Origin of the sequence: Rhodoferax sp., assembly GCF_044236835.1 — a bacterium.
GTDB lineage: Bacteria > Pseudomonadota > Gammaproteobacteria > Burkholderiales > Burkholderiaceae_C > Allorhodoferax.
Genome location: NZ_JBIIGC010000005.1, coordinates 58,266 through 76,802, shown reverse-complemented (window position 1 = coordinate 76,802; position 18,537 = coordinate 58,266). Strand labels below are relative to the sequence as shown.

The 18,537-nt window shown below is 61.8% G+C and carries 21 protein-coding genes; 4 read left to right on the top strand and 17 right to left on the bottom strand.

The features are described 5' to 3' along the window. Nucleotides 1–30 precede the first annotated feature (30 nt). Nucleotides 31–597 (top strand): chromate transporter, encoded by a 567-nt coding sequence (locus ACILRC_RS05310; protein ID WP_395668318.1) that lies wholly within the window; start codon nucleotides 31–33, stop codon nucleotides 595–597. Further along, nucleotides 594–1,190, top strand: coding sequence for a chromate transporter (locus ACILRC_RS05305; protein WP_395668317.1), 597 nt, complete (start codon nucleotides 594–596; stop codon nucleotides 1,188–1,190). The genes ACILRC_RS05310 and ACILRC_RS05305 overlap by 4 nt, the downstream gene beginning before the upstream one ends. On the opposite strand, the gene rlmB is transcribed toward ACILRC_RS05305, so the two are convergent. Both rlmB and ACILRC_RS05295 read right to left on the bottom strand, forming a co-directional pair. Next, nucleotides 1,187–1,966 carry a 23S rRNA (guanosine(2251)-2'-O)-methyltransferase RlmB gene (rlmB, locus tag ACILRC_RS05300; RefSeq protein WP_395668316.1) on the bottom strand — a complete coding sequence of 260 codons (780 nt, stop codon included), beginning with the start codon at nucleotides 1,964–1,966 and terminating at the stop codon, nucleotides 1,187–1,189. The genes ACILRC_RS05305 and rlmB overlap by 4 nt on opposite strands. Before the next feature lie 33 nt (nucleotides 1,967–1,999). Then, complete coding sequence (locus tag ACILRC_RS05295) at nucleotides 2,000–2,671, bottom strand: ABC transporter ATP-binding protein (RefSeq protein WP_395668315.1); 672 nt, start codon at nucleotides 2,669–2,671, stop codon at nucleotides 2,000–2,002. Between ACILRC_RS05295 and ACILRC_RS05290 the strand changes: the two genes are divergently transcribed. Beyond that, nucleotides 2,670–3,353: an arylesterase gene (locus tag ACILRC_RS05290; RefSeq protein ID WP_395668314.1), complete on the top strand. Its 684-nt coding sequence runs from the start codon at nucleotides 2,670–2,672 to the stop codon at nucleotides 3,351–3,353. The genes ACILRC_RS05295 and ACILRC_RS05290 overlap by 2 nt on opposite strands. A gap of 28 nt (nucleotides 3,354–3,381) precedes the next feature. Next, nucleotides 3,382–4,449, top strand: coding sequence for a tRNA 2-selenouridine(34) synthase MnmH (mnmH, locus tag ACILRC_RS05285; RefSeq protein WP_395668313.1), 1,068 nt, complete (start codon nucleotides 3,382–3,384; stop codon nucleotides 4,447–4,449). Between the two features lie 125 nt (nucleotides 4,450–4,574). On the opposite strand, the gene ACILRC_RS05280 is transcribed toward mnmH, so the two are convergent. The 15 genes from ACILRC_RS05280 to hisS all read right to left on the bottom strand — a co-directional run bounded on the left by ACILRC_RS05280 (nucleotide 4,575) and on the right by hisS (nucleotide 18,535). Further along, nucleotides 4,575–4,757 (bottom strand): hypothetical protein, encoded by a 183-nt coding sequence (locus tag ACILRC_RS05280; protein WP_395668312.1) that lies wholly within the window; start codon nucleotides 4,755–4,757, stop codon nucleotides 4,575–4,577. 17 nt (nucleotides 4,758–4,774) lie between these two features. Continuing rightward, nucleotides 4,775–5,596, bottom strand: coding sequence for a DUF2189 domain-containing protein (locus ACILRC_RS05275; RefSeq protein ID WP_395668311.1), 822 nt, complete (start codon nucleotides 5,594–5,596; stop codon nucleotides 4,775–4,777). Nucleotides 5,597–5,666: 70 nt separating this feature from the next. Then, nucleotides 5,667–6,872 carry a PLP-dependent transferase gene (locus tag ACILRC_RS05270; protein WP_395668310.1) on the bottom strand — a complete coding sequence of 402 codons (1,206 nt, stop codon included), beginning with the start codon at nucleotides 6,870–6,872 and terminating at the stop codon, nucleotides 5,667–5,669. A 10-nt stretch (nucleotides 6,873–6,882) separates the two neighbouring features. Further along, a complete protein-coding gene (locus ACILRC_RS05265) occupies nucleotides 6,883–7,407 on the bottom strand; it encodes a phosphoribosyltransferase (RefSeq protein WP_395668309.1) in 525 nt (174 codons plus the stop codon). 17 nt (nucleotides 7,408–7,424) lie between these two features. Continuing rightward, the gene (locus tag ACILRC_RS05260) at nucleotides 7,425–8,801 is read right to left on the bottom strand and encodes an adenylosuccinate synthase (RefSeq protein ID WP_395668308.1); all 1,377 of its coding nucleotides are present in this window, start codon (nucleotides 8,799–8,801) and stop codon (nucleotides 7,425–7,427) included. Between the two features lie 12 nt (nucleotides 8,802–8,813). After that, entirely contained in the window at nucleotides 8,814–9,962 is a 1,149-nt protein-coding gene (locus ACILRC_RS05255) for an ATP phosphoribosyltransferase regulatory subunit (protein WP_395668307.1), read from the bottom strand. Between the two features lie 57 nt (nucleotides 9,963–10,019). Beyond that, nucleotides 10,020–10,208 carry a DUF2065 domain-containing protein gene (locus ACILRC_RS05250; RefSeq protein WP_395668306.1) on the bottom strand — a complete coding sequence of 63 codons (189 nt, stop codon included), beginning with the start codon at nucleotides 10,206–10,208 and terminating at the stop codon, nucleotides 10,020–10,022. Between the two features lie 14 nt (nucleotides 10,209–10,222). Continuing rightward, on the bottom strand, nucleotides 10,223–11,128 hold the full coding sequence (hflC, locus tag ACILRC_RS05245; RefSeq protein ID WP_395668305.1) for a protease modulator HflC: 906 nt from the start codon (nucleotides 11,126–11,128) through the stop codon (nucleotides 10,223–10,225). A 9-nt stretch (nucleotides 11,129–11,137) separates the two neighbouring features. After that, nucleotides 11,138–12,505 (bottom strand): FtsH protease activity modulator HflK, encoded by a 1,368-nt coding sequence (hflK, locus tag ACILRC_RS05240; RefSeq protein ID WP_395668304.1) that lies wholly within the window; start codon nucleotides 12,503–12,505, stop codon nucleotides 11,138–11,140. Between the two features lie 3 nt (nucleotides 12,506–12,508). Beyond that, nucleotides 12,509–13,711: a GTPase HflX gene (gene hflX, locus ACILRC_RS05235; RefSeq protein WP_395668303.1), complete on the bottom strand. Its 1,203-nt coding sequence runs from the start codon at nucleotides 13,709–13,711 to the stop codon at nucleotides 12,509–12,511. Between the two features lies 1 nt (nucleotide 13,712). Then, complete coding sequence (gene hfq / locus ACILRC_RS05230; RefSeq protein WP_395668302.1) at nucleotides 13,713–13,961, bottom strand: RNA chaperone Hfq; 249 nt, start codon at nucleotides 13,959–13,961, stop codon at nucleotides 13,713–13,715. Between the two features lie 93 nt (nucleotides 13,962–14,054). Continuing rightward, entirely contained in the window at nucleotides 14,055–15,389 is a 1,335-nt protein-coding gene (gene der / locus ACILRC_RS05225; RefSeq protein WP_395668301.1) for a ribosome biogenesis GTPase Der, read from the bottom strand. A 3-nt stretch (nucleotides 15,390–15,392) separates the two neighbouring features. Then, nucleotides 15,393–16,532, bottom strand: coding sequence for an outer membrane protein assembly factor BamB (gene bamB, locus ACILRC_RS05220; protein ID WP_395668300.1), 1,140 nt, complete (start codon nucleotides 16,530–16,532; stop codon nucleotides 15,393–15,395). Continuing rightward, the gene (locus ACILRC_RS05215) at nucleotides 16,529–17,209 is read right to left on the bottom strand and encodes a YfgM family protein (RefSeq protein ID WP_395668299.1); all 681 of its coding nucleotides are present in this window, start codon (nucleotides 17,207–17,209) and stop codon (nucleotides 16,529–16,531) included. Before ACILRC_RS05215 ends, bamB begins: the two co-directional genes overlap by 4 nt. 12 nt (nucleotides 17,210–17,221) lie before the next feature. Continuing rightward, entirely contained in the window at nucleotides 17,222–18,535 is a 1,314-nt protein-coding gene (hisS, locus tag ACILRC_RS05210) for a histidine--tRNA ligase (protein WP_395668298.1), read from the bottom strand. Between the last annotated feature and the right edge of the window lie 2 nt (nucleotides 18,536–18,537).

Below are 18,537 nucleotides of genomic sequence, written 5' to 3'. Positions count from 1 at the left end.
TGAACCCCTCGACGTACAACTGGCAGTTTGATGCAACCCAGATCTTTGACCGACCTCTTCTGGTCTTTTTCGGTGTTGGCGCTGCAAGGCTTTGGTGGTGTGCTCGCCGTGGTGCAGCGCGAGCTGGTGGAGCGCAAACGGTGGCTCACCAAAGAGCAGTTCATTGAGGACTGGGCGGTGGCCCAGATCCTGCCGGGTCCCAATGTGATCAACCTGTCCCTGGTAATTGGCGACCGTTACTTTGGTTTCACGGGCGCGATGGTGGCGGTGGCTGGGATGCTGACTTTTCCGCTGGTCATTGTGCTGGCGATTGCCGTGGCCTTCGCCGGTGTGGCCGACCTGCCGCAAGTGCAAGGCGCACTGCGCGGCATGGGCGCGGTGGCCGCTGGACTGATTACTGCCACTGGATTGAAGTTACTGTCGGCACTCAAGCACAACCCCATGGGACAAACCGTGTGTGCCGTGTTTGCGCTGCTGACCTTCGCCGCGGTGGCATGGCTGCGATTGCCCTTAGTCTGGGTGCTGCTGGTGATAGGTGGCAGCGCCTGTGTGTGGACCTACCGAAAAATTCCCGAAGCAAGGCAGAGCGCGCCATGACGATTGCCATGCTGCCCGCCGATTGGCTCAACCTGTTTGTCCATTTTCTGGCCCTGTCCTTGTTGTCGGTGGGCGGCGCCATTACCACCGCGCCCGAAATGCACCGCTACCTGGTGGATGAGCGCCATTGGCTCAGTGACAGCCAGTTCACCACGGGAATCGCACTGGCCCAAGCAGCTCCCGGCCCCAATGTTTTGTTTGTTGCGCTGATGGGGTGGAACGTGGGCGTCAATGCAGCCGGTGGCATGCAAGCGGGCTGGGCTGCCTGGTCGCTGGGGCTGTTTGGTGTGCTGCTGTCCATGGTGGGCATCATGCTGCCCAGCACCACGCTGACCTACTCCCTGGCCCGCTGGGGCCACCGCAACCGTGAGCGCCGCGCGGTGCGCGCTTTCAAACAAGGCATGGCGCCCATCGTGATCGCCCTGCTGGCAGCCACCGGCTGGATCCTCGCCTCCGCGCACGGTGGCCCGCTGCAGAACTGGCGCTTGTGGCTGGTGTCGGCCGTGGTCAGCATCGTGGTGTGGCAAACCCGCATCCACCTGCTGTGGCTGCTGGCCGCTGGCGGCGCACTGGGCTGGGTCGGCTGGGTTTAGGCAATGTGCACTTGACGCTGGCGCAGTGCCTCGTACAGGCATACGCCACTGGCAACCGACACATTGAGGCTCTCTACCGCGCCGCGCATGGGAATGTGGACCAGCGCATCGCAGGTCTTGGCCGTGAGTTGTCGCATGCCCTCGCCTTCTGCGCCCAACACCAAGGCGACAGCGCCCTTGAGGTCGGCTTGGTACAGCGACTGCGGTGCCGCATCGCTGGTGCCAATGACCCAGATGTTGCGCTCCTTGAGCTCATTGAGGGTGCGCGCCAGGTTGGTCACCATGAAATAGGGCACGGTGTCGGCCGCACCGCTGGCGACCTTGGCCACGGTGGCGTTGATGCCAGCGGCATGGTCTTTGGGCGCGATGACTGCATGCGCACCGGCACCGTCCGCTACGCGAAGGCAGGCACCGAGGTTGTGGGGGTCGGTCACGCCATCGAGCACCAACAGCAAGGGCGGTGTTCGCTGCGCCGGTGGAAGTGCGGCGTTGCGCGCCTCCAGGTCTTCGAGTAACTCGTCTAACGATGTGCGCAGTTGCACGGCCTGCACCCGGGCGGCAACGCCTTGGTGCGCGTGGCTGCCAGCCAGCTTGGACAAGCGCAGGCCGTCGGCCTCGACCAGCTTCACGCCATACTGCGCCACCTTCTCTAGAAAACTGCGCATACGCGCATCTCGGCGGGTGGGCTCGAAATAGATTTCCAGAATGGACTGGGGCGCCGTTTTCAGGCGCACGCCCACCGCATGGAAACCGAACACAACTTTGGGAGAAGACATGCGGCGATTATCGTGGCTGCGCCGCGCAGGCCCTCACTGCACCAAGCGCCCGGCCTCGATGGTGATGCGGCGGTCACAGCGCGCCGCAATCGAGCGGTCGTGGGTCACCAAGACCAGTGTGGTGCCCTGCTCGCGGTTGAGTGCAAACATCAGCTCCATGATGGTTTCGCCGGTGGCAAAGTCCAAACTGCCGGTGGGCTCGTCGGCCAGCAGCACCGCCGGTTGCACCACAAAGGCCCGCGCCAGCGCGACGCGCTGTTGCTCGCCACCGGAGAGTACCTTAGGGTAGGCGTGCAACCGCTGCGCCAGGCCCACACGCGAGAGCATCTCGGTGGCGGCTTTGCGCGCGTCCTTGCGGTTGTCCAGCTCCAGGGGAAGCATCACGTTCTCCAGCGCAGTCAAGTTGCCCAACAGCTGAAAGCTCTGGAACACGAAACCCACTTGGCGGGAACGCAAAGCAGCGCGCGCGTCCTCATTGATGGCAAACAGATCTTGTCCAGCAAGTCGCACCGTGCCGCTGGTGGGCGTGTCCAGACCAGCGATGATGGACAGCAAGGTGCTTTTGCCCGAACCCGATGCGCCCACAATGGCCGCGGTCTCGCGGGCTTTGAGTGCAAAATCGATGTCGCGCAGGATCTCCAGCGTGCCGGTGGAATCGGTCACCGCCTTGCCTACATGCTCTACGGAAATAATTGAATCAGACATGAATCTCTCAATGGTTCGGCGCTACTGTACCGCGCTGGTTTTGGGTCTCTCGATTGCAGGGACTTGCGTTGCGCAGACGGCACCAGCTTCTGGCAGTGCAGCCGCCAATGCGAACCCCACTGCATCCCCTGTCATCGTGGTGCTGGGCGACTCGCTCAGTGCCGAGTATGGCCTGCAGCGCGGCAGTGGCTGGGTGGCGCTGTTGGAGCGTCGGCTTGCCGCACAGAAGGTCAAAGCCACGGTGGTCAACGCCAGCATCAGCGGCGACACCACCTCGGGTGGTCGCAGCCGCTTGCCTGCCCTGCTGGCCCAACACCGGCCCACGCTGGTGGTGATTGAGCTGGGAGGTAACGATGCCTTGCGCGGATTGCCACTGACCATGACGCGCGAAAACCTCAGCGCCATGACCCAAATGGCCCAAAAGGCAGGTGCCAAGGTGCTGTTAGCCGGTATGCAGTTGCCACCCAACTACGGCCAGCGCTACGGAGAAGAGTTCTTCAACACCTTCAGCCAAGTTGCCAAGGAACACCGGGCGGCCTTGGTGCCCTTCTTCCTCAAGGGCGTGGCCGATGGTCCCAACCCCACCGCGCTGTTCCAGGCCGATCGCATCCACCCCAGCGAAGCGGCGCACCCTATCATCTTGGAGACCATGTGGCCGGCTATCCGAAAGCTGCTGCCATGAGGCGCAGCCCACACTTTCGGGCCCTGCCATGGGTTTGAACCTGATGGGCGCTGACGAGGCCATTGCCCACTTGGCGGACTTTGACACCATCATCGACGCCCGAAGCGAAGGTGAGTATGCGCTGGACCGCCTCCCACTGGCAGTGAACTGGCCCACGCTGCACGACGACGAGCGTATGACCATCGGCACGCTGTACAAGCAGGTCAATCCCTTTGAGGCCAGAAAACGTGGGGGCGCCATCGCGGCGCGCAACATCGCTGCGCACATTGAGCGCGAGGTCTTGGACAAGCCGCGGGACTGGAAGCCACTGGCCTATTGCTGGCGTGGTGGCAAGCGCAGCGGCGCCCTCGCACTCATATTGGACCAAATTGGCTTTCGCGTCACCCTTCTGGAAGGCGGCTACAAAGCCTTTCGTGCCGCCGTCGTGGCCAACATACCTCGGCAGGTGCAGCGCCTTGAATTTCAGGTGGTCTGCGGCACCACAGGCTCGGGCAAGACCCGCTTGCTGCAGGCCTTGGCCGCGCAGGGTGCGCAGGTGCTTGACCTGGAAGCCTTGGCCAGCCACCGCAGTTCAGTGCTGGGCGCGGTGCCGGGTGTGCAGCAGCCCAGCCAAAAACACTTTGAGACCTTGATTTGGACACAGCTGAAGGGCTTTCACTCCAACACGCCGGTGTACGTAGAAAGCGAAAGCAAAAAAGTGGGCAATGTGGCCCTGCCAAGCGCTTTGGTGGAACGCATGCGCGCCAGCCCGTGTTTGCAACTGACGCTGCCCGAGGACGAGCGCGTGGCCTTGCTGCTGGAGGACTACGACAGCCTGGCAAAAGACCCTGCGCTCTTTTGCGCGCGGCTCGATCTGCTCAAAGAATTCCGAGGCAAAGAGACCGTCCATGCGTGGCAAAGCCAGGTGATGCAAGGCAAGGTGGCACCCGTGGTGCGCGCCTTGCTGACCGAGCATTACGACCCGATTTACCTGCAGTCCATCCAACGCAACTTTGTGCAGTACCCTCAGGCCCCAGCCCTCAGACCCCATGACCGGAGTATGGCGTCGATGGAGGTGCTGGCGAAGGCCTTGCTTGCAGGACACCACGCTGTTTGAAACAGGGCACACACCCTGCTGCGCCTTTGCAGCGAATGCGTCCTTCCAAGTTTGAATTGATGAGGTAAAGGCAGCCTAGAGGGCTGCCATCGTCCCTGCGCAGGCACCCTTGACGCAGCTACCGATCAGCCGGTTTGGACATCGGTTGCACTGGCAGACGATGTATCAGGGCTGGGGCTAGCGGACGCGCCATTGGGATGGGACTCGTCGAGTTTTCTCTCGGCCTTACTCTTGAGCTTTTCTTCCTTTTTCTTCTTTTTCGCCAGTTCTTTCTGGCGTTTCTCGTATCCGTAATTCGGTGTGGCCAAGGTGTGCTTTCGTTATGTCAGTGGACTGTACCATCTTGATTCCAGTGCACCGCCGCGCGGTACGCGTGCCAGCTGGCGTGCCCCAGAACCGGCCCCACTACCACCAGGCCAAGCCCCCAGGGCAGGAGCAAAGAGGCGGCGACCAGTGTGCTAATCACCACCCCCCAAACAAGCATGGTGAATGTGTTGCGAAAGACCACTTCGATGCTGGTGATCGCAGCCGAGACTGCGTCGGTGTCGCGATCCAGGATCATGGGGATGGACACCACCGCAATCGAAAACACCAGGGCAGCAAACGCCGCACCCACAACCAAGTAGGCGCCGACAAACTCCAGGTTGTCCGGGTTGAATATGGCCTCCACCACGCCGGTGGTAGATGGCATGCCAGTGTTGAAGAACACCGCAAACACCACCAAAGACGCCCGGCCCCACAGCAACTCCAAAACGATAAGCACCAAGACCAGCATGCCCATGCTGCGCACATGCCCTTCCCAACAGGTAACGCAAGCACCCAAATCGGGCACCAGGCCGAGTTCCCGCCGTCGACTGACCTCGTACAGCCCCATGGCCAAAAACGGACCTAGCAGCAGGCAGCCAGAGGCAATCGACATGGTGTACTCGGGGCTGGCGCGAAACACCGCACCCAGCACCAGCGCCATCACCCAAAACGCAAACCCAAAAAAACCGCTGATGGCTGGGTGCGCTGCCAAATCGCGCCATCCGCGCACCAACCATCGCAGAGGCTCCGTGGGGCCGAGGGCGCGAATGGTGTAGCGCGGTGCCGGGCTGGGCGGCGGCACGTAAGGTGGGGGCGACTCAAACTCAGGCAGCGAGGTCATGTACCTAGGCTACACCCGGGCGGTGCGGGGTCCTATGGTGGAAAACACCGACGGCGCAGGCCGCTGGCTATCAGCGCAACACGCGCAAAGCCTGGGCAATGTCGTCCTGCAGGTCTTGCACTGCCTCCAGGCCAATGGAAAACCGCACTACGGTGCCGCGCGACAGGTGGGCCGGCCATGCTGTTCGCATGCCACGCAGATCGTAGGGGACCACTAAGCTGATGGGGCCACCCCAGCTGTAACCCAGCTTGAAGAGGCGCAGCGCGTCGCAAAAGGCGTCGGTCTGGTCTTGGTTAAAGCGAGCATCCAACACCACGCTGAACAAGCCCGCCGCGCCGCCTTCGCCGTTGACACACAAGTCGCGCCAATGCGCGTGGCCAGGCGAATCGACGAGTGCCGGGTGCAGCACCTGAACGAACTCTGGCTGCGTCTGTGCCCACTGCGCCAGGATGCGGGTGGCCTGGTCGTGCGCGCGATAGCGCAAGCCGATGCTGGGCAGTCCGCGCAGCACCGCTTCGGCGTCGTTGGCACCCACGCCCAGACCCAAGCGCATGTGGGTGAGCTTGACGCGCAGGGCCAAGCCAGCGTCGCGCACCATGACGCTGCCCATCAGCACGTCCCCGCCGCCGCTGGGGTATTTGGTGAGCGCATGGGCCGTAAGGTCCACCGCAACGGTCGGCTGCGTGCCCGGCACCAAGTCAAACGGTTGGAATGCAAGTCCAGCGCCCCAGGTGTTATCCAAGGCGGTGAGCACCCGGCGGCGCTGGCAGATGCGCACCAAGCCAACCAAGTCGGGGAACTCCAGCGTGACCGAGCCGGCCGCTTCTAGCCAGACCAGTTTGGTACGGCTCGATATTTGGGCCTCCAGATCCTGCGGGTCCATCGGGTCGTAGTACTGGTGGGTGATGCCCCAGGCCAGCAGTTCGGCCTCGGCCAGCGCTTTGCTTGGACCATAGGCATTGTCAGGAATCAGCACCTCATCGCCCGCTTTGAGCAAGGACAGGCACACCGTGGCCACCGCCGCGAGCCCGCTGGGCACCAACACGCAGTGCAGCCCGCCTTCGAGCGCGCACAGGCGCTCTTCCAGGGTGTAGGTGGTGGGTGTGCCGTGCAGGCCGTAGGTGTAGGCGGACTTGTCTTTCCATTCGCGGCTGCGCATCGCAGCAACGCTGGGAAAGAACACCGTGGAGGCCTTGAAAACACCCGGCTGCGGCGCACCAAAGCCCTCGGGCGGGACGTAGCCGTGGTGGATCAGTCCAGTGATCGCATCTGCCATGGCCAGCGGCTCAGACGCTCCACTTTTCGATGAGCTGCTGCGGACGCAGTGCGTCGTAGCCCTCAAACGGTTGATGAATCCAGGGGTTGGTGGGCAAAAACTCGACCGAGTAGTCCGGGGTAAAGGTGGACAACGCCTTGGTCCAGATCACAGCGCTGCGCAGCTCGGTGATGGGGGGGTATTCGTTCACCAGTTGGGCCACCACGGCCTGAAGGGTGTGGCCCGAATCAGCCAAATCATCGACCAACAAGACCCGACCTGCGATCTCACCTTTGGGCGTGGTGATGAAGCGGGCGATATCAAGCTTGCCTTGCACCGTACCTGCGTCCGAGCGATAGGAACTGGTCGACATGATGGCCAAAGGCTTGTCGAACACCCGCGAGAGGATGTCCCCCGGACGCAGACCACCGCGCGCCAGGCACAAGATAGTGTCGAACTCCCAGCCGGATTGAAAAACTTTGATGGCCAGTTTTTCGATCAGGTTGTGGTACTCGTCATAACTCACGTACAGGTGTTTGCCGTCTTCAGTCAACATGGGGCTCGGTCCTTGATTTAGTCTGGCAGGTAGGGGTGGCGCATCATAATGGTGTGGTCCCTGTCCGGGCTGGTGGAAACCATGTGGATTGGTACACCGGTGACTTGCTCGATGCGCTGCAAATACAAGCGGGCATTGACCGGCAGGGCGTCTAACTGGGTCACGCCCACCGTGCTGTCGCTCCAGCCTTGCATCACCTCATACATCGGAACGCAGCGCTCAATGTCGTCGGCGCCCATGGGCAGGATGTCGACGCGCTGACCGTCCATCTCGTAACCTATACACAACTTGAGTTCGGTAAGTCCATCCAACACATCGAGCTTGGTGATACACAGGCCCGACAAACCGTTGACCTGCGCCGAGCGCTTGAGCAAGGCGGCATCGAACCAGCCGCAGCGGCGCGAGCGCCCGGTGGTCACGCCTTTTTCGGCGCCGACCGTACTCATGTGGTAGCCCGGCGTGCCAGGTGTTTGCCAGTCCAGTTCGGTGGGAAAGGGGCCGCCGCCGACGCGGGTGCAGTACGCCTTGGTGATACCCAGCACGTAATGCAGCATGCCAGGGCCAACGCCTGCGCCCGCGGCGGCATTGCCCGCAACGCAGTTGCTCGAGGTGACGTAGGGGTAGGTGCCATGGTCGACGTCGAGCAAGGTGCCTTGCGCGCCCTCGAACAACAAGTTGGCGCCTGCCCGGTGGGCCTCGTTGAGCTCGCGTGACACGTCGGCAGTCATGGGCTTGAGCAGCTGGGCATGTTCCATGGCCTGCGTGTAGACCGGCTCAAACAGCACCCGGCCATCGGCCATGTAGGGTTTGAGGGCGTCACCAAAATCCAGGGCCTGCGAGCCCAGGTAGGTGGTGAGCACGTGGTTGTGCAAGTCCAGAAGCTCCCGCAGCTTCTGCGCAAATCGATCGGGGTGCATCAGGTCTTGCACCCGCAGCGCGCGGCGTGCGATCTTGTCTTCGTAGGCCGGCCCGATGCCGCGACCGGTGGTGCCGATTTTGGCCGAACCCCCCTTCTCCCGCGCCAACTCCCGCGCCAAGTCCAAGGCAACGTGGAAAGGCAAAATCAGCGGACAGGCCTCGCTCACCCGAAGACGAGAACGCACCTCGACACCGGCCTTCTCTAAGCCCGCAATTTCTTCAAACAGCTTTCCGGCCGACAGCACCACGCCGTTGCCGATATAGCAGCGCACACCGGCACGCATGATGCCGCTGGGGATCAGGTGCAAGGCGGTCTTCACGCCATTGATCACCAGGGTGTGCCCCGCGTTATGCCCACCTTGAAAACGCACCACACCTTGGGCGCTTTCAGTGAGCCAATCCACCAGCTTGCCTTTGCCCTCGTCACCCCATTGGGTGCCGACCACGACCACGTTACGACCTTTGGTTTTGTTCATCGCACAGAGTTCTCAAACAGCTTGCACAACCCAAGCGCCAGCGCGCTGCACCAGCTCGCGGTCACAGTGGAATTCATCGACTTCGTTTTCATGCCCGGGCAAGACGCACACGACCGTCTCGCCCCGCTGGCGCAGGCCGGCAATGGCCGCGCGCAAATCTGCCGCCTCGCCCCAAGGCGCCCGAATCGCCGGATGCAGCGGACTACGCTCCATGGCGGCGGCCAGCATCTTCACGTCCAGGCTGAAACCCACGGCGGGCCGGGTACGACCAAATACCGAACCCACCGCGTCGTAGCGGCCACCACGCGCCAGGGCGTCGTTGGAGCGATTGGAGAAAATGGAAAAACGCACGCCGGTGTAGTACGCGTAGCCACGCGAGTCCGACAAGTCGAAAGTGACCCGCGCCGCATCCAAGTGGCCCGCCAACCAGCGCAGGCTCTCGATTGACTTGGACACCGCGGGCAACTTGGGGAGTATGGCAAGGGCCTCGTCCAGCACGGTTGCATCGCCATACAGCTGCGGCAGCTGCATTAGAGCCTGGGCCACCTCGGCGGGCAGTCCGCGGGTCAGGGCTCGCAACTCGGCGCCGTCTTTGGAGGCCAAGGCGGCTTGGATCTGAACCTGCAATTCAGTGGCCACTGCGCCCGCGTGGAAAAGTGCACCCACCAAGCGCGCGTCCGCCAGGTCCACCGTGACCGGGCCGGCGTGGACCCCAGCAAACAGGTCCAACGCCAGGGTCAGAATTTCAAGGTCGGCTTCCAGCGCGGCATGGCCATAAATCTCGGCACCGAACTGCAGTGGCTCGCGGGTGGCATGCAAGGAGCTGGGGCGGGTGTGCAGTACCGGGCCGCAGTAGCACAGCCTGGCCACGCCGCGGCGGTTGAGCAGGTGAGCATCGATACGGGCCACCTGCGGCGTGGTATCGGCCCGCACGCCCATGGTACGGCCCGAAAGCTGGTCGACCAACTTGAAGGTTTGCAAATCCAAGGCTTTGCCGGTGCCAGAGAGCAAAGACTCCAGGTGCTCTAACAGCGGCGGCGACACCAGCTCGTAGCCATAGCATCGGGCCATGTCCAGCAGGGTTCGGCGAGTTTCTTCGATGTGGCGGGCCTCGGAAGGCAGCACATCGGCAATGTGATCCGGCAGGACCCAAGCAGACATGAATTGGTGGCGGCTGTGAAAAGACGAGATTTTACCGGCCCCGCTGGCCCGGTTGACTTACGCTGGCCACCAAATGATGGTCAATGCCATCGCCACGACGACGATGGCGAAGAACCGAATCTGACCGTCCGAGAGTTGCAAGAGCTGTTCTAAGCGCTTGCGCCACAGCGCGGGCGCAATCAGAGGAAAGAACCCTTCGATCAGCAGTGCGATCGCGATTGCCAGCAAGAGCGTGTTGCTATCCAACAGAAGCTACACGCCTACTTTTTGGGTGCCGTGCCGCCTGGCCCACCGCTGCGAAAGGTCTTGAAGAACTCGCTACCCGCCGGGTCCAGCACCATCACATCGCTCTTGCTGCTAAAGCTGGACTTGTACGCATCCAAGCTGCGGTAGAACTGCGCGAACTGGGGGTCACGCCCAAAGGCTTCTGCGTAAATGCGAGCCGCTTGTGCATCGCCCTCGCCCTTGACCTTTTGCGCATCGCGGTAGGCATTGGCAATCGTCACTTCGCGTTGGCGGTCCGCATCGGCGCGGATCTTTTCGCCTTCGGCTGCACCAGTGGAACGCAATTCATTAGCCACCCGCTTGCGCTCAGCTTCCATGCGGCGGTAGACGGATTCGGTGATGGCTTTGGTGTAGTCAACCCTCGTAATGCGCACGTCCACCACGTCGATGCCCCACGGCTTGGCCCCTCTCACCGTACTTAGCACTTGGGCCTTGACGTCGGCCATGAGCTTTTCGCGCTCACCTGAAAGCAGTTCCTTGACCGAACGTTTGCGAACTTCCTCATTGAAGGCGGTACGGACTACACCGCTCAGTCTGTTAGCTCCGAGGCTTTCATCTGCAGCGCCGACCGTGCGAATGTAGTCTGTCGGGTCAGAAATACGCCAACGAACATACCAGTCCACTACGACAGGTTGCTGCTCTTGGGTGAGCATTTCCTCGGCCCCGTTGCCTTCTAAGGTCAACAGCCGTTTGTCTATGTAAGACACGTTTTGAAACGGCGGTGGCAGTTTGACATTCAGCCCTGGTTCTGTAATCACCTTCTTGATTTCGCCTAGCGTGTAAACCACACCAAATTGGCGTTGATCCACAACGAAAAGAGTAGAACTGGCCAGCACGATTAGCGCCACTAAGCCAGTCAGAACAAATCCGATACGGTTCATGTTGGGCTCCTAGCGGGTTTCACGTTCACGTGTCCGTGCAGCATCTCTGCTGCGTGCATCCACGGTGCCTGCGGCAGCAGGCTGCGCCGGGATAACCGTAGAGCCAGGCACCGCAGTACCGAGTGCCTCGCCCTGCGGTGAGGCTCCCGCTTGAAGAATTTTCTCCAGCGGCAGATACAACAAACTAGAACCTTGGCGTGATTCGACCAGCACCTTGGTCACGTTCGTATAGATCTGCTGCATAGCATCGAGGTACATGCGGTCTCGGGTGACTTGAGGTGCCTTTTGGTACTCAGCAAGCACAGAACGGAAGCGCTGTGCGTCACCCTGCGCCTGCGCCACCACGCGGGCTTTGTAGGCGTCGGCCTCTTGCTGCAATCGAGACGCGGAACCCACCGCGCGGGGGATCACGTCGTTGGCGTAGGCCTCGGCTTCATTCTTGGCACGCTCACGCTCCTGACCAGCTTTGTTCACGTCATCGAACGCCGCTTGAACTTGCTCTGGCGGTCGCACGCCCCCCTGCTGAAGGTTGATCTCAACAATCTCAACCCCGACGTTGTAGCGGTCCAAAATGGTTTGCATCAGCTCTCTCACCTGCGGAACGATCGTGTTCCGAGTCAGCGCCTCGTCCATATTGGTACGCCCCATTACCTCACGGACTGACGACTCAGCGGCCTGCACCACCGCCTCACCGGGGTTCTTGCTCTCGAACAAAAAAGCTCGGGCGTCATTGAGTCGGTATTGCACCGAGAACTTCACGTCCACGATGTTTTGGTCCTGGGTCAGCATGGACGAGTCCTTCAAGCCAGTAACACTCATGATCGAGTCCCGGCCTACATCTACTGAGCGAATTTGCGTCACAAACACCAGTTCATGTCGCTGAATCGGATAGGGCAGGCGCCAGTTGACTCCAGCATTCACAATGGTCGTGTGGTAACGACCAAACTGCGTAATCACCGCCTGCTGACCCTCCTGCACGATAAAAACCCCGGTTCCCAGCCAGATCAGGGCCGCCACACCGGCGACCAGACCCAAGCCCAGGCCAGCGTTCTTCATATCGGGTTGAAAACCCTTGGGTCCACCGGAGCCCGGGGGCTTGGAGCCGCCGAACATGCCGGAGAGTTTGCGGTTGAAGTCGCGCCACAGCTCGTCAAGGTCAGGGGGGCCAGCATTGGCGCCACCGCGGCGGCCGGATGTGGGCCCATTGTTTTGGTACGGTGGCCTGGGAGGCTGGTTGTCCGCCGGGTCCTGCTCGGGCTTGCCGGCGTCGGACTTCGGATCGTCACCGCGGCCCCACCGTGAGTCGTTGAGGTTGAACATCCTCCCCATGGCGGCCCGCATCGGGTGCCAGTTGATTTTCAACGCGTTAATTCTCATAGCTTAGCTTCTCATGGCCAAAGGGGCGATTGTGCCCAAGTCGGTCTCGGCCCCGACTGGGTCGGGGTTACTGGAATGGAGCGACGGTAGGTGGGCAAGCACGCGGGCTGCCAACTCAGAGCGCAAGAGGCCCAGGCCCTCGCCGCTGGCCGCGCTCACGAAAACCCGGGAAGTCTGAACACCGTCGATCTCGTAACTGTCTCGCGACTTCGCCGGACGGCTTGGCTCAGACAAAGCATCGGCCTTGTTGAATACCAACATCTGAGGCACGTCGTGTGCGCCGATTTCGTGCAACACCCGCTGCACTTCGTGGATTTGCTCTGGATAGGCAGGGTTGGATGCGTCCACCACATGGAGCAGCAAATCGGCATCGATAGCCTCCTGCAGCGTGGCCTGAAATGCATCGATCAAACCGTGGGGCAAGTCCCGTATAAAGCCGACCGTATCCGACAGCGACACGGTGCGCCCAGCGTCGCCCAGGTACAGCTGCCGGGTGGTCGTGTCCAATGTGGCAAACAATTGGTCCGCCGCATAAGCGCGGGCCTTTACCAGCGCGTTGAACAAGGTCGACTTGCCTGCGTTGGTGTACCCAATCAAAGAGATGTTGAACGCCTCGTTGCGCTCACGTTGGCGCCTTTGGGTACGGCGTTGCCGTTGGACCTTAACCAAGCGGTCTTTGGTGCGCTTGATGGATTCGCCAATCATGCGGCGGTCCAGTTCAATCTGGGTTTCGCCAGGGCCGCCCCGCATGCCGATGCCGCCGCTTTGCCGCTCCAGATGCGACCAACGACGCACCAGCCGGGTGCTGAGGTACTGCAAGCGGGCCAACTCCACTTGCAGCTTTCCTTCATGGCTGCGAGCCCGCTGGGCAAAGATGTCCAGAATCAGGTAGGTGCGGTCGTTGACGGGGAGTTGCAGGTGGCGCTCTAAATTGCGCTGCTGGCTGGGACTGAGCGATTGGTCGAACAATACCTCGGTGGCGCCGGTTTGCTGGGCCAAGAACTTGATTTCATCGGCTTTACCCGAGCCTACAAACAAGGCCGCGTCTGGCGCACGGCGCTTGCAGGTGACGCGCGCCACCGGCTCCATATGGGCCGACTTCGCGAGCAAGCCAAGCTCCTCTAGATCCGCGTCGAAGTTGGGCCTGCCCAAATCGACACCCACCAGCAAAGTGGGTGCGTGGGTTCGCTGTGAAAAATCGGTCAAGCTAAGCGGCGGGCGCGTCGTCCGCAGCGGAGGACGAAAAATTGACTGCGCGACCGGGAACGATGGTCGAAATAGCGTGCTTATAGACCATCTGCGTCACCGTATTGCGAAGCAGCACCACGTACTGGTCGAAGGACTCGATTTGGCCTTGAAGTTTGATGCCGTTGACCAAGTAGATGGATACGGGCACATGTTCCCTGCGAAGCGCATTGAGGAACGGGTCTTGTAGCAATTGGCCTTTGTTGTTCACGATATTCTCCGTGTTAAAAGTGAGGGCCGACGATAGCACAACTGACTGTCCTTACGGTGTGCGCTTACCCACACCCGCAAGGTCTTTGCGCAATCACTTGTCGGCGTAGGGGTTGGACGAGGTCTTCATCTCGATGCGCAGCGGCGTTCCCACCAGATTGAACTCTTTGCGAAAGCGCCCCTCGAGGAAACGCTTGTAAGCGTCGGTCACATGCTCTAGCGAGTTGCCGTGGACCACGATCACCGGCGGATTCATGCCGCCTTGGTGGGCGTAGCGCAGCTTGGGGCGGTACATGCCGTTTTTCTGAGGCGTCTGGAACTGCACTGCCTCCAGCAGCAAGCGCGTCAGCAGGGGCGTGGGCATCTTGCAATTGGCAGCACGGTGCGCTTGCACGATGGACTCCCACAGGGGCCCCAGGCCCTGGCGCTTCTTGGCCGATATCAGGTGCACCGTGGCGTACTTCAAAAATCCTAGGCGAGTCTCTAGTGAACGCTTGACGATCTCGCGCTGGTATGCATCAACGGCGTCCCACTTGTTGACCGCGATCACCACGGCCCGGCCGGACTCCAGAATGAAACCCGCAATATGGGCGTCCTGGTCGGTCACGCCATCCACAGCGTCGATCAGCAACAACACGACACCGGAAGATCCAATGGCTTGCAAGGTCTTGACCACCGAAAACTTTTCGATGGCCTCAAACACCTTGCCTTTGCGACGCAATCCGGCGGTGTCGATCAGTTCGAACTTTTGGCCATCGCGCTCGAAAGGAACACGAATCGCATCGCGGGTGGTGCCCGGCAGGTCAAACGCGACCAGCCGCTCCTCGCCCAACCAGGTGTTAATCAGCGTGGATTTGCCGACATTGGGCCGCCCTGCGACCGCCAAGCCGATCACGCCTTCCTCGGCCTGCGCGTCGAGCGTGTCTGCATCGCCAAGGTCTAAGGGACGCAGTGCGACATCGAGCATTTCCCGCATGCCCTGCCCGTGCGAGGCCGACACCGGCAATACCTCACCCAAGCCCAATTCAAAAAATTCGACCAGTGAGCCACCTTGCTTGACGCCCTCGGCCTTGTTGGCCACCAGCACGCAGGGTTTGCCCAGCCGGCGCAGGTAATTGGCGATTTCGTGGTCTTGGGCGCTGACACCGGCACGGGCATCGACGACGAACAGCACGACATCGGCCTCCGCAACTGCCTGGCGGGTTTGCCGCGCCATTTCCTTGTAAATGCCGGAAGTGGCGTCCGGCTCGAACCCACCGGTGTCCACCACAATGAACTCTTGCTTGCCGTGTTTGCCATTGCCGTAATGGCGGTCACGGGTCAGACCGGCAAAATCCGCCACGATGGCGTCGCGGGTTTTGGTGAGCCGATTGAAGAGCGTGGACTTGCCCACATTGGGCCGCCCTACCAACGCGATAACAGGTTTCATGCGTCAGTCGGGACGGAAGGCCCGAACCACGCCCTTGCGGGTGACCACCACCAAGGTTTGTCCTGATAACACCGGAGCCACCGCCACACCCGATTCGTCGGTAGCAACGCGGGTCAATGGCGCACCGTCTTCCTTGGAGAGGAAATGCAGGTTGCCCGCATCATCTCCAAACACGACTGACCGGCCCAGTGACAGTGGCGTGCTCAGCTGGCGAAAGCGCAAGCGCTCGGAAAGCCACAGCCGCTCACCGTCTTTGCGGCTGAGCGCGAGGATGCGTCCATCGCCCTCCGCGCTGAACACGGCGGCCGCATCGCCCGCGACACCAGCGCCACCATTGGCTGTTTTGGCCCACAGCGTTCGGCCATTGGCAGCATCCACGCAAGCGATGGCATGTTGGAAGGCGCGCACGCACAGCTGGTTGCCTTCTCGACTGAAACCGGCCACCAGGTCGGCCAGCCGCTCCACCTCATTGGTGCCGCGGCCACTTGCAACCAGGCTTTCCCAGCGCGATGCGCCGCTTTGCGGATTCATGCCGACCAATCGGCCTCCCAGTCCGACGACCAAGGTGTCACCGACCGCGGTCAACAGTCCCGACTGGCCCAGCACCAGCGCCTCGCCGCTGCGCACCTGTTGCCACAGACGCCGGCCGGTGGCGGCGTCAAATGCCGTGACGGTACGATCTGCCGAGAGCACAAACACCCGGGCACCGGCCACCAAAGGCGCGGTCAAGGTCGCCGCGCCCAGCCGTTGGCGCCACACGGTTTTGCCGGCTTCCACCACGATCAAATCGTTCTCTTTGCTGACGACCGCAGCAAAGCGGCCATCCGAGCCCACGCCCGCACTCAGGGCGGTGTTGAGCCGCGCGCGCCAGACATCGGCGCCGGTGGTGGTGTTGATGGCGGCCACCGTACCGTCGGAGGCGGCAGCGAACAGCACATCACCCACCACGCGCAACTCCAGGGGAAATGCCACGGCACCGATGGAATTCGTCCACGCCGCCTTGACGCCTATCAACGCCACATTGGCTGGCAGTGGCGCAGGCTTAGGCCGCTCGGGGCTGGTGCAGCCCGCCAGCACGGCGCCCAAGGCGAGCGCCGCGAGCGGTGCAAGCCAGAGGCGCATAGGCCATGCACGCGCCTTCATTTGGCCACCTCCGCCGTACTGGACTGGGCCAATGCAGTCGGGTCCACGCCCAAGGCATTCAACTTCACTTCGACCAGGCGCCGGTATTCGGTGCGCTCAGGAAATGCTTGATACGCCTTTTGGTACTGCGCCAGGGCTTGGGGCCGATTGCCTTGCGCCATCAGGATGTCGCCACGGCGGTCGGCAGCCAGTGCAGAGAATGCGGGGTCCTGCACCGCGTCCACCTGCTTGAGCGCCGCGTCATATGACTGGGACTCCAGCAGCAAGGCGGCCAAGCGCAAGCGCGCAATCGACGCGTAACCCGCATCCGTTGGCTTCTCAGCCATCCAGGTCAGTACCGCCTTGGCCTTGTCTGCCTGGTTGGCGTCGACCAAGGTTTTGGCGGCGACCAAGCCTGCCTGGTGGGTTTGGATGGCCGAGGGGAAACGCTCTTTCATATCGCTGAAAGCGCGCTCGGCCTTGTCGGGCTCGTTGGTTTGGATAACCCGAAGCACTTCGTCAAACATGGCGGCCGCTTGGGCGGACTGGCTGCGTTGCCAGTACTGGTAGCCATTCCATGCCGCAAAACCACCCAGCACGAGGATGAGCAACCAGGTGATCGGGTTGCCGTACTGCTTCCAGAAGTGCTTGAGTTGGTCGAGCTGTTCCTGTTCTTCGAGGTCTAAATTGTTTGCCATGGGTCCACTCGGTTAGGCGGGGGATTGTAGGCTGTGCGCCCACTGCGCAGCTTGGCCAAGCGGGCGGCGCACCTGGGGCGCATCGGGCTCACGCAAAGGCTTGACGGTGACTTCTCCAAGCGCCATCTCGTCCGCGCCGAATACCAGTGCGTAGCGCGCGCCGCTGCTGTCTGCACGTTTGAATTGCGACTTGATGCTGGCCAGCCCGTCCGGTGTGGATGCATGCATCAGAACACTGGCGCCCGCTTCGCGCAGCGCTTGCAGGCACACCATCGCCGCCGGCAGGGCCTGCGCGTCGGGCACGATGGCGTAGGCATCGGGTAGTGGCAAAGACTGCGCACTGCCCTGGGACTTCAGGATGTCAAGCACCCGCTCCACACCCATGGCCCAACCCACTGCCGGCGTGGGTTTGCCGCCGACTTGTTCCATCAAGTAGTCGTAGCGGCCACCAGCGCAAATAGTGCCTTGCGCGCCCAACTGGGTGGTGACGAACTCGAACACCGTGAGGTTGTAGTAGTCCATGCCGCGCACCAAACGCGGATTGATGGTGTAGGCCACGCCGTTGGCGTCGAGGATGGCAGTGACCGTGGCCAGGTGGGCCTTGGACGCGGCGCCCAAGAAGTCGATCAGCCTCGGGGCGGCTTCAATGACAGTCTGCATTGCAGGGTTCTTGCTGTCCAGCAAACGCAAAGGGTTCAGGTGAAGCCGCCGCTTGGCCTCCTCATCCAGGACGTTGTGGTGCTGATCGAAGTGCGCAACCAGTGCGTCCCGGTGCATCTTGCGCTCATCGGGTTGGCCGAGGCTGTTGATTTGCAGGGCCACGTCGGTCAAACCCAGTTCTTTCCAAAGTGCGTGGGCCATCAGAATGAGTTCCGCATCCACCTCACCGCCAGAGAAGCCCAAGGCTTCGGCACCAATCTGGTGGAACTGCCGGTAGCGGCCACGCTGGGGTCGCTCGTGGCGGAACATCGGGCCGATGTAGAACAGGCGCTTGGGGCCGTTGTACAAAAGCGCATGCTCCACCGCGGCGCGGACCACGCCTGCGGTGTTTTCAGGGCGAAGGGTCAGAGCCTCGCCGTTGAGCCGGTCCACGAAGGAATACATCTCCTTCTCGACGATATCGGTGACTTGGCCCAAACCGCGCACAAAAAGTGCGGTGGGCTCGACGATGGGCGTGCGCACATTCTCGTAAGCGTAACGCCGCATCAAGCGGCGCACCTGGTCTTCCAGGGCCTCCCAGCGCCCGGAGTCGGGCGGCAGGATGTCGTTCATGCCCTTGACGGCGAACAGTTTCTCCGCCTTGGGCGATGTTTTCTTCTCTTCCATGG